Annotated in this window: 14 protein-coding genes; 5 read left to right on the top strand and 9 right to left on the bottom strand. The window is 68.3% G+C overall.

The annotated features are described in order from the left end of the window. Positions 1 to 18 precede the first annotated feature (18 nt). The 3 genes from AB4Y64_RS01675 to AB4Y64_RS01665 form a co-directional block, all read right to left on the bottom strand. Positions 19 to 936, bottom strand: coding sequence for a LysR family transcriptional regulator (locus tag AB4Y64_RS01675; RefSeq protein WP_441814722.1), 918 nt, complete (start codon positions 934 to 936; stop codon positions 19 to 21). A 22-nt stretch (positions 937 to 958) separates the two neighbouring features. Next, positions 959 to 1876 (bottom strand): DedA family protein/thiosulfate sulfurtransferase GlpE, encoded by a 918-nt coding sequence (locus AB4Y64_RS01670; RefSeq protein WP_441814721.1) that lies wholly within the window; start codon positions 1874 to 1876, stop codon positions 959 to 961. Positions 1877 to 1989: 113 nt separating this feature from the next. Next, positions 1990 to 2772 carry an NRDE family protein gene (locus AB4Y64_RS01665; RefSeq protein ID WP_441814720.1) on the bottom strand — a complete coding sequence of 261 codons (783 nt, stop codon included), beginning with the start codon at positions 2770 to 2772 and terminating at the stop codon, positions 1990 to 1992. Between the two features lie 272 nt (positions 2773 to 3044). Between AB4Y64_RS01665 and AB4Y64_RS01660 the strand changes: the two genes are divergently transcribed. Continuing rightward, positions 3045 to 3251 carry a hypothetical protein gene (locus tag AB4Y64_RS01660; protein WP_441814719.1) on the top strand — a complete coding sequence of 69 codons (207 nt, stop codon included), beginning with the start codon at positions 3045 to 3047 and terminating at the stop codon, positions 3249 to 3251. A gap of 122 nt (positions 3252 to 3373) precedes the next feature. Beyond that, entirely contained in the window at positions 3374 to 4735 is a 1362-nt protein-coding gene (locus AB4Y64_RS01655) for an alpha/beta hydrolase family protein (RefSeq protein WP_441814718.1), read from the top strand. Here the strand turns inward: AB4Y64_RS01655 and AB4Y64_RS01650 are convergent. Continuing rightward, a complete protein-coding gene (locus AB4Y64_RS01650) occupies positions 4709 to 4936 on the bottom strand; it encodes a hypothetical protein (protein WP_441814717.1) in 228 nt (75 codons plus the stop codon). The genes AB4Y64_RS01655 and AB4Y64_RS01650 overlap by 27 nt on opposite strands. Positions 4937 to 5189: 253 nt before the next feature. Here AB4Y64_RS01650 and AB4Y64_RS01645 point away from each other — a divergent pair, with 253 nt between their 5' ends. Genes AB4Y64_RS01645 through AB4Y64_RS01635 form a run of 3 tightly spaced genes read left to right on the top strand, consistent with a single transcriptional unit; the run spans position 5190 to position 8363 of the window. Further along, positions 5190 to 5435, top strand: coding sequence for a hypothetical protein (locus AB4Y64_RS01645; RefSeq protein ID WP_441814716.1), 246 nt, complete (start codon positions 5190 to 5192; stop codon positions 5433 to 5435). A 30-nt stretch (positions 5436 to 5465) separates the two neighbouring features. Further along, a complete protein-coding gene (locus tag AB4Y64_RS01640; protein WP_441814715.1) occupies positions 5466 to 5738 on the top strand; it encodes a DUF4242 domain-containing protein in 273 nt (90 codons plus the stop codon). Positions 5739 to 5774: 36 nt separating this feature from the next. Then, the gene (locus AB4Y64_RS01635) at positions 5775 to 8363 is read left to right on the top strand and encodes an ATP-binding protein (RefSeq protein WP_441814714.1); all 2589 of its coding nucleotides are present in this window, start codon (positions 5775 to 5777) and stop codon (positions 8361 to 8363) included. Here the strand turns inward: AB4Y64_RS01635 and AB4Y64_RS01630 are convergent. The 5 genes from AB4Y64_RS01630 to AB4Y64_RS01610 all read right to left on the bottom strand — a co-directional run bounded on the left by AB4Y64_RS01630 (position 8360) and on the right by AB4Y64_RS01610 (position 13907). Next, a complete protein-coding gene (locus AB4Y64_RS01630) occupies positions 8360 to 9403 on the bottom strand; it encodes a DUF2955 domain-containing protein (protein ID WP_441814713.1) in 1044 nt (347 codons plus the stop codon). The two genes, AB4Y64_RS01635 and AB4Y64_RS01630, sit on opposite strands and share 4 nt — an antisense overlap. Positions 9404 to 9417: 14 nt before the next feature. Further along, the gene (locus AB4Y64_RS01625; RefSeq protein ID WP_441814712.1) at positions 9418 to 10572 is read right to left on the bottom strand and encodes an HlyD family secretion protein; all 1155 of its coding nucleotides are present in this window, start codon (positions 10570 to 10572) and stop codon (positions 9418 to 9420) included. Further along, entirely contained in the window at positions 10569 to 12140 is a 1572-nt protein-coding gene (locus tag AB4Y64_RS01620) for an efflux transporter outer membrane subunit (protein WP_441814711.1), read from the bottom strand. Before AB4Y64_RS01620 ends, AB4Y64_RS01625 begins: the two co-directional genes overlap by 4 nt. A 34-nt stretch (positions 12141 to 12174) precedes the next feature. Beyond that, positions 12175 to 13341, bottom strand: coding sequence for an AI-2E family transporter (locus tag AB4Y64_RS01615; protein WP_441814710.1), 1167 nt, complete (start codon positions 13339 to 13341; stop codon positions 12175 to 12177). A gap of 107 nt (positions 13342 to 13448) precedes the next feature. After that, positions 13449 to 13907, bottom strand: coding sequence for a hypothetical protein (locus AB4Y64_RS01610; RefSeq protein WP_441814709.1), 459 nt, complete (start codon positions 13905 to 13907; stop codon positions 13449 to 13451). Positions 13908 to 13953 lie beyond the last annotated feature (46 nt).

Genomic DNA, 13953 nt, shown 5'->3' with positions numbered 1-13953 from the left:
GGCGCGCTCAGAGCACCCTCAGAGCACGGTATCGATGCCCTGCACGAGCCTGCGCGCCAGCCGCTCCTGCCTGAACTGCTCCAGCCACCACTCCAGTGCACGACCCTGGTGATCGCCGCGCCAGGCGACGTACAACGTGTTCGGTTCGCGCGGGTCGTCGGTCTTCCTTTCCACCAGTTCGCCGCGCTTGAGCAGGCCGGCGATGCGCTGCCGCGGCAACCACCCCACGCCGAGGCCTTCGTGCTGCGCCTGGATCTTGGCGCGCATGCTCGGCACCGCCAGCGATGACTGTCCGCCGAGCAGGCCGTAGCCGCGCGCATCCACCCGGCGCGACGTGTCGGCGACCACGACCGAGCGGTGTTCGAGCACCGTCTCGCGCGACAACGGCTCGCGCGCCCTGGCCAGCGGGTGCCGTGGCGACACCGCGAACACCCACTCCATGACGCCCAGTTCGAACCAGCGCAAACCGGGGATCACCGGCGGTTCGTTGGTCGCGCCAACGACCAGATCCGCGCGGCCATCGCGCAATGCGTCCCAGGTGCCGCCGAGCACCTCGTGGGTGATGCGCACGGTCACGCCGGACTGCAGCTTGTCGAAGCTGCGGATCACCGGCAGCAGCGTCTCGAATTCGAGGATCTCGTCGGTCACGATCCACAACCGGTCTTCCCAACCGCCCGCGACCTGTTTCACGCGTCGCGTCAGTCGCGACACGTCGAGCATCAGGCGCGCGGCTTCATGCGCCAGCAACTGCCCGGCGGGCGTGAGCTGCAGGCGGTAGCGGCGGCGATCGAAGAGCAGGGCATCGAAGCGCTCCTCGAGCTGGCGCGCGGCGTGCGAAACGGTTGACGGCGCCTTGCCCAGGCGCGCGGCCGCACGCGACAGGCTGCCGCTGTCGCGGATGGCTTCCAGCAAGGCCAATTCATCCGGAGACAACATGTTCGATCCCTTCGAAAGCGGCTTACTCGAACGCCACCTGGTTGCCTTCGTTGCGCCAGCCTTCGAAGCCACCGGCCAGCGGCCGCACGCGCTTGAAGCCGTGCTTGTTGAGTTCGCGCGCCAGTACCGCCGCCGACGCCTCGTTGGGGCAGTCGCAATACACGACCACCTCGTCGCGTGGCGTCAGCGCGGCCTCACCGAGCGTGCGCACGAAGATCGCGCCCGGGATCCAGCCCGACGCATTGCGCAGGGGTTCCGGGCGTACGTCGAGGATCAGCGGCGAGGCGCCCTGGTCGATCAGCTGGCGCAGCTCGAGTGGCGTGATCCGCGCCATGCGCAGCTGGCGCAGGAACATCTGCCGCCGCCACAGCTTCCAGCCGACGAATGCCACGATCAGGATGGCGATGGCCGGCAGCGCGAACCGGCCCAGGTCTTCCAGGCGTTCGAGCACGCTGTTCACTGCCTCATGGAATATCGCGCCCAGCGCCACGGCAAGCCCGGACCAGAGCAGAGCGCCGATGCCGTCGTACAGCAGGAAGCGGCCGGTTCGCGTTCCGGTTTCGCCGGCCAGCGTGGTGGCGACGGCGGCGAATCCCGGAATGAACTTGGCCACGATCAACGACGGCGCACCCCAGCGCGAGTAGACGCCGCGGGTCATCAGCACGCACGAGTCGGGCGACAACGACAACCGGCACATCAGCCGCAGCAGTTTCGCGCCCAGGCGTCGACCGCCGATGAACCACAGCCAGTCGGCCATCACCGCGGCCACCGAGGCGACCACCACGATCGGCCACACGCTGTCGCCGCGATCCACCGCCAGGGCCGCGGTCAGGATGATCGGCGGATAGGCCGGAACCGGTATGCCACCCTGATCCAGGAACACGCTGACGAATACGACCAGCAGGCCGTAGACGGTGATCAGGTGCAGCAGGGTGTCCATGACAGGGGGAGCCGAGGGTCAATGTCGCCATGGTAGGCGCGCGGCCCGGCCGGGGATAGCGCGCCGGGTGCACTAGTGCGTTCCTGCCGCCGCACCAGTGCCGGCGGCCGGCCTCACTCGAAGTCCAGGCGTCCCCGCGTCCGGCCGAGGCGGACCCCGTCCGGGCCGAAGCTCTGCTCGACGAAGGTGATGCCGGTGTCGTCGACCAGGGCCACGCTGCTGCAGCGCGTGCCGTAGTTGGGTCCGCGCACGAACGGTGGTGACAGCCGGCGTTCCAGCTCCAGGCCGACCCCGGTGTCTGGCAGGGCCTGATCGGGTGCCGGGGTGGTGTCGGCCAGCGCCTCGAACAGCGGCGCCAGCGCGGCATCGTCGGTGGCCTGCGACAGCGGCGACTGCAGCCAGGCGTCGAGCGCCGCCACGGCGTGGCCGCTCTTGGGCCAGCGCGCGTCGAAGGCGCCGTTGGACATGGCGTGCAGGCCCGGCGTCACGTCGTGCTGTTCAAAGCCAGGGTGGTTGCTGGCGAAGCCGAGCGTGCTGCCGTCCCAGGCCAGGAGGTTGAAGCGGCCGTATTCAGCCGCGTCCCCGGCGAGGCCGGAGAGGAAATGCCCGCTGCGATCGCTTGCCGAGACGAATCCCCGCACCAGTGCACCGCGCGAGCGCGGCATCGCGCCCTCGGCGAGGCCGGCGCGCACATTGGTCACGGCCGCCATGCGCCCGCGCCTGGACACCATCAGCCAGCTGCCGCCAGCGCGCAGGTCGCGGCCGCCGTAGAGGTCCGGGTCGGCGGGGTCGAGCCCGGCCGGGGCCGCCGCGCGGTCATGCGCCTCATCGCGGTTGGCGATCAGTGCCAGTCGATAGCGGGGGTGAGCGCGCCAGGCGACGGCGATCAGGCACATGACGGCAACTCGGGGGACGGATTCATCAAGGTGGGCGGCTCGGGGCGGTGCTGCGGAGCAGGGCGCTGTAGGGAAAGTCCTACACAAGAAGACGATGCCGGCCGACTGCGTTTTGGCACCGCTGGGCGGACCCTACGACGATGACACAGGAACCGTCCACTGCGCAGGACGGCCGCCCGCTCCCAACCGCCGGCTCCCAACCGCCGGCTCCCAACCGCCGGCTCCCAACCGCCCGCTCCCAACTGTCCGCTCCAACCGCCGGGAGGTGACCCATGTACCGAGTCGAACTATCGCGACAGGATGGCAGCATCCTCGCCCAGCAGATCGCAGAAGCTGCGGTCGACTACTCCAGTGCCGAAGCGGCGCTGGCGGCGGTGTTGCCCCAGGCCAAGCGCTGCGCCGAGACCATGAGCCAGGCGCTGTGGCTGCGCATCTACGACGACCGCGCCCGGGTGGTCTTTGGCACCCTGCTGATGTGAGCCCGCCGCGGCCCACCGGCGAAACGTAACCGGTTTCAACGGATCGGCCTGTCACTGCATCCAACGATGCAAGCCGCGAGAATCCCGACCGGATCGTGGCGTCCCCCTGACAGGAACCCGATATGAAGGCAGCCGCATCGTTGTTGTTGATCTGCGTCGGATCCACCGGCGTCGCCATTGCTGCTGACGGCGATGCCCGATGCCACGCCGGCGCCTATGCGCTCGATGATGGCCACACCGTCGTCATCGCGGCGATCAGCGATTCGCCAGACCTGCGTTGGCGCGCGCTCGACGGCCGCAGCGGCCTGCTCAAGGCCGACGCCAGCGGGCAGTGGAACAGCAGCCTGGGCTGGACCGGCCGATCCGACGGCATCAAGGTTGCGTTCGGCAACTGCAATGAAGGCCGCATCACCTTCAATGGCCACCCCGGCCAGCGCCAGCAGTTCGACATCACCGAAACGACATTCGAAGGCAACGGCGTGAAGTTGCGCGGCCGCCTGGTGCTGCCGCGCGGCGACCAGCCCGTCCCCATCGCCATCGAAGTACACGGTTCCGAAAGCAACTCGGCCGTGCAGGGCTTGTACACGCAGTATCTGTACCCGGCCGACGGCATCGGCGTGTTCGTCTACGACAAGCGCGGCACCGGCGAATCGACCGGCACCTACACCCAGAACTTCCACCTGCTGGCCGACGATGCGCGCGCGGCGCTGAAGGAAGCGCGGCGCCTGGCCGGTAAGCGCGTGAAGCGCATCGGCTACGACGGCGGCAGCCAGGGCGGCTGGGTTGCGCCACTGGCGGCCAGTGGCAGCGATCCGGATTTCGTCGTCGTGCGTTTTGGCCTGGCCGACAGCCCGCTGGCCGAGGACCGCGACCAGGTGACGCTGGACCTGCGCAATGCTGGATACGGCGATGACGTCCTGGGCAAGGCGCGCGAGGTGACCGACGTCACCGGCGCCATTGTCGCCTCGCGCGGTACACGCGGTTGGGACCAGCTGGATGCGGTGCGCGGCAAGTACGGCGCGCAGCCGTGGTGGCCGGCGATGAAGGGCGAGTTCACCGGGCTGGTGGTCACGCTCACGCGCGACAAGGCGGCCGCGCTGGCACCGGTGCTGGAGCAGGAAACCAGTTGGGAATACGACCCGATGCCAACGCTGCGCAATCTGCGCGTGCCGTTGCTCTGGGTGCTGGCAGGCGAGGATCTGGAAGCACCGCCGAAGCAGACGCGCGAACGCCTGCTCCAGCTGGCGCATGACGGCCGTGCGGTCAGCGTCGTCGAGTTCCCGGCCACCGATCACGGCATCATCGAGTTTGAGACCGCGACCGACGGCAGCCGCACTTCCACGCGGTATGCCGATGGTTATTTCCGTATCGTCAACGACTGGATCAGGACCGGCGCATTCAACAATGCGCCCTACGGCACCGCCAGGATCCTGGCGGTGCCCAAGGCGAGCGCTTCGCTACGCAGCGCTTCGCGTCAACCGTAAGCCGATCCCGGAATCGACGATGGCGAACGTGTCGTCGTCGAGCCGGTCAACCGGCCCGCCATCGTTGAGATGGTACGAGCGCAGGCTTTCGACGCGGCGTCCGAGTCCATCGGCGCCGCGCGTGTCGATGAAAGTACGCCGCACATGGATGGTGTAGCGGTTTCCTGCATCGTCATAGGCGTGGAACGTGTCAATCGTCATGGCAATGCTCCCCTTGGGCCGGCCGGAAGAGTGGGGTGCGACGGTCTCGCAGGCTGCGACGTCTCCGGCGGCAACATCCATGCCATGGGGCCCGTCGTGACCGTGTGAGCGCCGAATATGGGGAGGGGGCGGGCGCAATCTGGGGAGCGTTCCCGATGTTGCCGAGGGGGGCATTGCCTACGCTGGCATCGCAGTCCGGATCTCGGGCTGCGCAGAAGCGGCAAGCACCACCGCGCACCCCGAGGATCACGCCATGTCCAGCTTCCTGATCGAATTCGTCGCCTCCACCGGTCTGTTCGCGCCGCTGAACGCGCGCGCCACCGCTGCCCGTGCCACGTCGCGCCTGCACGAGTGGCACGACGCTGCGGTTCCGGCCGGGGCCATCCACCACGTCCATCGCCAGCGCGATTTCGGCGTCGGTTACGGCAACAGCTCCGGCTACGCGAGCGAGCGCCACTACACCAGCGACTGGATGCCCAGCCGCTTTGGATTCGTCTGAGTCCGTCCAGCCATCGCCAGGAGTCCGGTCATGCCCCGTTACCTGATCGAACGCGCGTTCGCCGCCGACCTCGCCATCCCGATGAGCGAGGAGGGCGTCCGGGATTGCGCGCGGATAGCCAGCATCAACGGTGACAGCGGCGTGAGCTGGCTGCACTCCTACGTGAGCGCAGACCGCCGCCGCACGTTCTGCATCTACGACGCGCCGTCGCCGGAGGCGATCCGGCAGGCGGCCCGGCGCAACGGCCTGCCGGTGGCCAGCATCATCGAGATCTGCGACCTGTCGCCGTTCTTCTACTTCTGAGGGGATAATCGGGCCGCGCCCCCCCGGAGCCCCCAGGTGGAGTTGATCGAACGGAACCATGCGTTGCAGCAGCTGCAAGGCGCACTGCAGGTCGCCGGGCAGGGTGCCGGTCGTACCGCGCTGGTGTGCGGCGAAGCCGGCATCGGCAAGACCTCGCTGCTTACGCAACTGGTCGCAGGCCATGCCGCCGGACGCGTGTTGTGGGGCGGCTGCGAAGCCTTGTTTTCACCGCGCCCGCTCGGGCCGCTGTACGACATGGCCAGCGCGATGGGGTCCAGGCTGCAGGCGCTGCTGGGTCTGGAAGGGCGCCGCCCGGAACTGTTCAGCTGCTTCCTGTCCGAACTGCAGGAATCCAGCGATCCCACCATCGTCGTGCTCGAAGACCTGCACTGGGCCGATGCGGCGACGCTCGACCTGGTCAAGTTCCTCGCCCGTCGCATCCAGCGCGTGCGCGCGCTGCTCGTGCTGAGCTATCGCGACGACGAACTGGGCGACCGCCATCCGCTGAAACTCGTGCTCGGCGACCTGCCCGCGGACGCGGTGGTGCGGGTGCCGCTGTTGCCGTTGTCGGAAGCGGGCGTGGCGGAGCTGGCGCGGCAGTCGAGCCACGCCGCCGACGGCATCTACGCCACCACCGGCGGAAATCCGTTCTTCGTCACCGAAGCATTGCGCGCCGAAGGCCTGCCGGTGAGCGTGCGCGATGCGGTGCTGGCGCGTGCCGCACGCCAGCCGCCTGCGGTACGTGCGCTGCTCGACCTCGCCGCGATCGTTCCGGCGCGCATCGAGGTCGCTGTCGTCGAAGCGGTACTGGCGCCCGCGCCCGAGGACGTGTCGGCGGCACTGGCGTCGGGTCTGCTGACGGCAGCTGGCCACGCCTACGCCTTTCGCCACGAACTGGCGCGGATCGCGATCGAACAGGCGCTGTCGGCGCCGATGGCCGCGGCCCTGCACGCAAAGGTGCTGGCGCACCTGGAACAACGCGACCGCGGCGTGGCGATGTCGCGCCTGGTGCACCACGCATCCGGCGCAGGCGATGCCGACGCGGTGCTCAAGTACGCGCTGCATGCCGGCAACGAGGCGGCGGCCCATGGTGCGCACCGCGAGGCAGCCGCGCTGTATGGCACGGCGCTCAAGCACGCGGCGGCACTGGAGCCGGTCACGCGGGCGCGCCTGCTCGGGGACCTGTCGTACCAGTGCTACCTCATCGACAAGAACGAAGAGGCCATCGCGCGACGGCAGGAGGCGCTGGCGATCTGGCGCGAGATCGGCGACGTCCGCCAGGAAGGGCTCACGTTGCGCTGGTTGTCGCGGCTGAACTGGTTCGGCGGACGCAAACAGGAGGCGGAGGAGTATGCCAACGAGGCCGTGCAACTGCTGCAGGACCTGCCGGACGACGAAGCGTACGCCTGGGCGCTGAGCAACCGCTCGCAGCTTTACATGCTGTCCGGGCACACCGGCGAATCGGTCGAGTGGGGGTTGCGCGCGATCGAGCTGGCGACGCGGATCGGCAGCAACGAAGTGCTCGCGCACGCCCTCAACAACGTCGGCACCGCCCGCTACGCCGACGGCGACGCCGACGGCCGGGCGATGATCGAACGCAGCCTGCAGATATCCCTGGACAACAACTACGAAGAGCACGTCGCCCGCTGCCACGCCAACTTCATCAGCACCGCGGTGAAGTTGCGCGACTATGCCCTGGCCGGGCAGCAGATCGACGCGGCCACCCGCTTCTTTGCCGCGCGCGACCTGGACTCGTGGTCGAACTACATCCGGGCGTGGCAGGCCCGGCTCGATTTCGAGCGCGGCCACTGGGACGCCGCCGCGTCCGAAGCCTCAAGCCTGGTCAGGGCGCACGGCGTCGCCCCGATCACCCGGATCTGCGCGCTGGCGGTGCTGGCGCGGCTGCGTCTGCGTCGCGGCGATCCTGGCGCGGGCGAACTGCTGGACGAAGCGACGGCATTGGCGCTGCAGTCCGGCGAACTGCAGCGCCTGGCGCCGGTTGCCGCCGCGCACGCGGAAGATGCCTGGCTGCGCGGCGAGGTCGGCGGCGTCGCCGGGTTCATCGTGCAGGCCCATGACATGGCCGAGCAGCGCGGCGATGAGCGCTCGCTCGGCGAGTTGCGTTACTGGTGCCTGCGCCTGGGCATCGCCGGTGGCGGTGCCGGCGGCACCGAGCCCGCGTACGCATTGCAGATCGGCGGCGACTGGAAAGAGGCGGCCGCCACCTGGGAGCAACTGGGGTGCCCCTACGAGCAGGCGCTGGCGCTGCTGGAGGGCGACGAGGGTGCGATGCGCGAGGCCTTGGCGCTGTTCGAAGCCCTCGGCGCCAGTGTCGCGGTCAAGCGCTGTCGCGATCACCTGCGCGATGCCGGCGTGCGCGGCTTGTCGCGTGGCCCGCGCGCGACCACCAGCGCCAACCCGGCCGGCCTCACCGCGCGCGAACTGCAGATCCTCAGCCTGCTCGCCGATGGCCTGAGCAATGCCGACATCGCCCGGCGACTGGTGCGCTCGGAGAAGACCGTGGACCACCACATCTCGGCGATCCTGCGCAAACTCGACGTGCGCTCACGCAGCGAGGCTGCGGCGGTTGCGCGACGCACCGGAGTGATCTCGACGCGGGACTAGGCGGACGGGTTCAACGCCTGCGGTTGCGGCCTGCGCTGCGCGCGCGACGTGCGCATCCAGTCCAGCGCCAGGATCGCGCCCCAGGCGTACAGCGTGACCAGCACGAACAGCGAGAAGCGCACGATGAACTCGCCGTAGACATCGTCGCCGGTGCTGTCCTGGACGGCGGGGCCGACCAGGATCAGCATCGTCACGAACACGTTGACCCAGTACGACGGCGGGTGGCGATTGGCGACTACGCCATACAGCCGGCTACCGATATGGATGCCGAACAGCAGCATCCACAGGCAGAACATCCACAGGTTCGGCAGCAGCTTCAGTGCGAACCAGAACGCGAGCGCGTAGACACCGGCCAGGAACGTGGAGCCAATCAGCTCGCGTCCGGCCGCGCGCGCGCTGACGGTGGAGCCCTGCTGGGCCAGCATCACCGACTTCATGATCGTCGGCATGTACATGCCGGGATTGGTGAAGGCCAGCATGACCGGCGGCAGCACGATCAGCACGGTGCGCAGCGCGAGCCAGGCCGCGCGCTCGGGATCGGCCGTCGGCGGCTGCGGCTTGGGGCCGGCAGGCCTGGGCTCGGGAAACAGCGGCTGCACCAGCCATTGGCAGGCGACGGCCACGGCGATGCCGATCATCAGCGAGTTCACCACCGCGCTGGCAAGCGCGTAGTCCATCAGGCCCGCCGCCGGGATCATGGTCAGGCCGACCGACAGCAGCGTGCCGACCAGGCCCTTGCCCTTGCCGACGCTGAGGTAGGTGCTCATGTAGAGGCCGGCGGCGATGATCAGCACGGCCGAGGTGGGGTAGTTGCGCAGCAGCGGATTGAGCACCAGGCCGATGCCAAGGGTGATGCCGACCAGGGCCAGCAGCCCGAGCAGGCCCTTGGGCCCCGGTGGCGGGCCCGGCGTCGCGGTCAGGATCACCGCGAACAGCGGCGCCATGAACGGCAACGGCATGGCCAGGCCGTAGGCGAACGCGACCGACAGCGCCACCACTGAGGCGAGCCGGAAGGTACGCCTGGCGGCAGGCGCGATCACTCCGTCAGCTCCGGTCAGTACGCATAGGTCAGCCAGCTGGCGACGCGGATGTAGATCTTGCCGAGCAGCTTGAGGATGCCCGCGCCTTCACCGTAGGCGATCACCGACGCCTGCCCGCCGATGCGCAACCTGGCGCGATCCTCCGGATCCTCGCCAGGGTCGATGCTGATGAACACCGGGAAGCGTTGCGACTGCCGCAGCCAGTCGCGGTCGTTGTCGATCGACGGCAGGTCGCCGGCATTGGGCGTGCGCCCGGCGCTGACGCCCAGGCCGACGCTGCGCACCTTGCCCTTGAAGACGCGGCCGGGGAACACGTCGAAGACGATGTCGACCGGTGTGCCGGCCTTCATGTGGCCGAGGTTGTTCTCGGTGTACTCGGCGTTGACCCAGATATCGCGCACGCCAACCAGGGTCAGCACCGGGCTGCCGGTGCCGGCAAATTGCCCCACTTCGGTGCGCAGGTCGGTGATGACGCCGTCGGTGGAGGCCTGGACCACGGTGTTGCGCATGTCGAGCTCTGCCTTGTCGACGGCCGTCAGGGCCGTGGCGAGCAGGGTGTTCTTGTCGAGGTCGTCGCCGCCCATCGATTCGATGGCGCGGCGGATATCCGCCTGCGCGGCCACGACCATGGCCTTGGCCTGCTCGAGGCTGGCGTCGGCCATTTCCTGCCGGCGCAGGGAGATCGTGCCCGGATCGGCTTCGCGCAAGCGCCGCAGCCGCGTCGCGTCCTGCCGTGCCTTGAGTTCGTTCGCGCGTGCGGCGTCGAGGTTGGCGCGTGCGGCATCGACCGCGGCGCCGCCGGCGCCGACCTGCTTGCGCGCGTTCTCCAGGTCCGAGCGCGCCTTGGCCAGCGCGATGCGGTACTGCGACTGGTCGATCTCGAACAGCGTCTGCCCGTACTTCACGGTCTGGTTGTTGGCGACGGCGACCTTGGTCACTTCGCCGGCCACCTTCGGCGCGACACCCACGATGTAGCCCTCGATGCGCGCCTGCGAGGTATAGGGCGTGAAGCGGTCGGCGAACAGGTACAGCAACAGCGTGAGCACGATGGCGGCCGCCACCCAGCGTCCGCCCTTGCGCACGGTTTTCCCGGCCTGTTCCTGTGCGGCCTTGTCGCCACCTGGCGGCGTGGCGCCGCTCGCGGTCTTGTCGTCGTTGCCTGCGCTCATTTCGGTTTCCCGGTGTCGCTGTCGCTGGCCTGCCCATCGGGGCTGGCAGGGAGGGGCGCTTCGAGCAGGCCGCCCCAGTTGGTCCTGTTCTTCATGGTTTCGCGCGTGGCCTCGGGCAGCACTTGCTCAGGCGACATCTCGGTCCAGCCGCCGCCGGCAGCCTTGTACAGCGTGATCACGGCGCTGATGTGGGCGCTGTCGTTGAGAAGCTCGCGCTCGGTCTGGGTGAACATCACGCGCTGCGCGTCGAGGACGCGTTCGAAATCGGCATAGCCTTCCTGGTACTGCGTGTTGGCCAGGTCCAGCGAGCGTTCCGACGCGCGCGCCGCGCCACCCAGCGGCGCCTTCTGCTCGGCGGTCTTGACCACGGTGATGGCGGCATCGTCGATCTCGCGCGCCGCCAGCAGCGCCGTGTTCTGGAACAGCTCGATCGTCTGTTGCAGCCGCACGTCCTGCAGCCGCACGTTGCTGCGGATGCGGCCGTAGTCGAGGATGTTCCAGCTGATGGCGGGGCCAGCGGCAATGCTGCGCACCGTCGGGCTGCCGCCCAGCGAGGTGGTCGACCAGCCGACGCTGCCAAGCAGGGTGATGGCCGGGAAGTAATCGGCCTTGGCGATGCCGATCTGCGCCGACTGCGCCGCGACCTGCCAGGCCGCCGTGCGCAGGTCGCGCCGGCGCAGCAGCAGCGTCGCGGGCAACTCGTGCAGCACCGCGCCGTTGACGATCGGCAGCGGACGCACGACCGAATCCAGCTCCGGCACGTCGCCCGGCTTGCGGCCGAGCACGGCGGCAATCGCATTGCGGAGCCTGACCAGTTGACCTTCCAGGTCGGGGATGGTCGCCAGCGTGCCCAGGTACTGGGCCTTGGCCTGTTGCAGGTCGAGTTCCGATTCCTGGCCGCTGCTGAACAACTGCTGGGTGATCTCCAGGCTGCGCTTCTGGATCGCCGTGTTCTTGCGCGCGATGTCGATCCTGAGCACGGTGGTGCGATAGGCGTAGTAGAGGTCGGCGACCTGCGCGCTCAACAGCACCTGCACGTCCTGCTGGTTGGTGACCGAGGCGAAGAAGCCGGCTTCGGCCGACTCGATGCCGCGTCGGAACCGTCCCCAGAAGTCCAGCTCCCATGCCAGGTCGAAGCCGGCGCTGTACGCGCCGTAGTTGTCGTGGATGTCAGGCCCGGAGCCACCGCTGCTGCGGTTGTCGATGTACGCGGCCGAGCCTTTGAGCTGCTGCAGCTGCGGGTACATGTTGCTGCTGGCGATACCGAGCACCGCGCGGCTTTCCATGATGCGCAGGCCGGCGATGCGTAGCGAGAGGTTGTTCCTGCGCGCGGTGTCGATCAGCGAGTTGAGCACGGGATCATTGAAGGCGTGCCACCAGAACTGCAGGTCGACCTCGCGCTCCTCTTCGGGGCCGGCCACCTGGCCATACAGATCGGTTTGCCAGTCGTTGAGCCAGGCGACGTCGGGCTCCTCGTAGTCGGGCCCGAGGGTCGTGCAGGCGACCAGGAACAGCGCCGATGCAAGGACGGCGGTGCTGCCCAGGCATCGTGCTGCGCGCTTGCCCATGGTGCCCCGCCTGTCCGTGCGTGCGTGGCCGCGGCTAATCGGCGACTTCCCTGGGGGCAGGGTCGGCGGCCGTTACCGGCACCACCGCTTCCGGCCTGCGCGAATCGACCCACTCCATGAACAACGTGTAGGCCACTGCCAGCAGCACCGCGCCGACAAACAGGCCGATGATGCCGCCAGTGACCATGCCGCCGATCGCGCCGATCAGGATGACCAGCATCGGTGCATCCACGCCACGGCCCAGCAGCAACGGCTTGAGCACGTTGTCGGCCATGCCGGCGATCAGGAAGTAGATCGTGAAGATGATCTTCATCGTATTGGACGAACCCGTGTCGGCCCACCACAGGTAACCGATGGCAGGCAGCGAGATGATCAGCGCCGGCAGCTGCAGGATTCCCAGCAGCATGGTGATGGCGGCAAACACGCCGGCCGCCGGGATGCCGGCCAGCAGGAAGCCCATGCCCAGCAGCAGCGCCTGGATGAAGGCCACGCCAACCACGCCGGTGGCCACCGAGCGCACGGTCGCCACGCTCAGGTGGAGCAGACTCGCGCCCCGCTCGGGCGTGGTCAGGCGCGCGAGGATGCGCTCGGTGACGCGGCTGCCGCCCTCGGCGTAGACCATCATGATGCCGGCGACGGCTATCGCGGCCAGGAACAGCAGGACCGCGCCGGCCGCACCGGCCGCCACAGCCAGCGCCTTGCGCGAATAGCCGCGGATGATCTCGGCGTTCTTCTGCAGGTAGGCGGGCAGGTTGCTCGCTGCTTCGCTCCACGCCGTGTGCAGGCGTTCGCCTATGACCGGCCATTCGGCGACCTTCGGGTCCGGCGCCGGTATCGCGAACGTGCCCTTCTCGAATTGCTGGTGGACATCGCTGATCTGGGTGGCGAAGGAACTGCCCAGGATTACCAGCGGTACGCCCAGCAGCAACAGCAGGGCCAGCACCAGTACCGTCGCCGACAAGCCACGCTTGCCGCCCAGCTTGCGCACCAGCCACAGGTACAGGGGGTAGATGGAGATGGCAAGGATCACGCCCAGCATCACCAGGTTGGCGAACGGCGCGAAGATGCGCACGCACACGTACGCCAGGAACGCGATGAGGCCGACCTTGATCAGCGTCTCTGTCAGATCGCTGGTGAAGATCTTGCGCAGCGTCTGCTGGTCGACGTTCGACGGGACGGTATTGACCGGGACTGTGTTCACGTGGAAATCCTCCTTGACGTCGACCGGACTCCCGCGTGGAGTCGGACGCCTGCGGTTGTGTGGGAATGGATCCTTCCGTCCCCGGTTGTCCGTTGCTTCGGCGCTACTCAGTTCAGGCGCCGGTAGATCCTGACGACCACTTCTTCAGCCACCAGCATCACGACGATCACGACGATCAGCACGATCAGGCCGTGCCAGCGCCCATCGAAGCGAACGTCGGTCCCGAACGCGAACGAGATCGCCTCGAGGATCACGAACTTCGAACCGAACAGGATCAGCCATGCCGAGAACCAGCGCATGAACGTCATGAAGCCGCCGGGCCGTGCCTTGAAATACGCCGCGACGTAGTGCTCCAGGGCGATTGTCAGTTTCAACAGGATCTGCAGGACCAGTGCCACCATCAGCGACACGGTGAACGACTCGATGTGGACCTTCTCCGAGAACTCGTTGAAGAGGTTCAACACCACCAGGTCGATCAGGATCGCGCTGTAATAGCGTACGAAGAGCCGTTGCTTGGTCGAGGGGACCTCGGCCTGCAGCGGCATGAAGGAGTCCGCGGTCGTCATCGATTCCCCTGATGTGGTGGTCGGCTGGTGACGGGGCGGGCGCCCA

The organism is Lysobacter sp. TAF61, assembly GCF_052113485.1.
Lineage (GTDB): Bacteria > Pseudomonadota > Gammaproteobacteria > Xanthomonadales > Xanthomonadaceae > Lysobacter_J.
The sequence above is the reverse complement of the archived record's forward strand: the minus strand, read 5'-3'. Positions and strand labels throughout refer to the sequence as shown.

Coding starts and splice junctions, on each gene's coding strand:
- AB4Y64_RS01655 (WP_441814718.1), top strand. CDS start 3,374: ATGAAGGCAGCCGCATCGTTGTTGTTGATCTGCGTCGGATCCACCGGC.
- AB4Y64_RS01610 (WP_441814709.1), bottom strand. CDS start 13,907: ATGACGACCGCGGACTCCTTCATGCCGCTGCAGGCCGAGGTCCCCTCG.
- AB4Y64_RS01645 (WP_441814716.1), top strand. CDS start 5,190: ATGTCCAGCTTCCTGATCGAATTCGTCGCCTCCACCGGTCTGTTCGCG.
- AB4Y64_RS01665 (WP_441814720.1), bottom strand. CDS start 2,772: ATGTGCCTGATCGCCGTCGCCTGGCGCGCTCACCCCCGCTATCGACTG.
- AB4Y64_RS01620 (WP_441814711.1), bottom strand. CDS start 12,140: ATGGGCAAGCGCGCAGCACGATGCCTGGGCAGCACCGCCGTCCTTGCA.
- AB4Y64_RS01640 (WP_441814715.1), top strand. CDS start 5,466: ATGCCCCGTTACCTGATCGAACGCGCGTTCGCCGCCGACCTCGCCATC.
- AB4Y64_RS01670 (WP_441814721.1), bottom strand. CDS start 1,876: ATGGACACCCTGCTGCACCTGATCACCGTCTACGGCCTGCTGGTCGTA.
- AB4Y64_RS01650 (WP_441814717.1), bottom strand. CDS start 4,936: ATGACGATTGACACGTTCCACGCCTATGACGATGCAGGAAACCGCTAC.
- AB4Y64_RS01625 (WP_441814712.1), bottom strand. CDS start 10,572: ATGAGCGCAGGCAACGACGACAAGACCGCGAGCGGCGCCACGCCGCCA.
- AB4Y64_RS01675 (WP_441814722.1), bottom strand. CDS start 936: ATGTTGTCTCCGGATGAATTGGCCTTGCTGGAAGCCATCCGCGACAGC.
- AB4Y64_RS01660 (WP_441814719.1), top strand. CDS start 3,045: ATGTACCGAGTCGAACTATCGCGACAGGATGGCAGCATCCTCGCCCAG.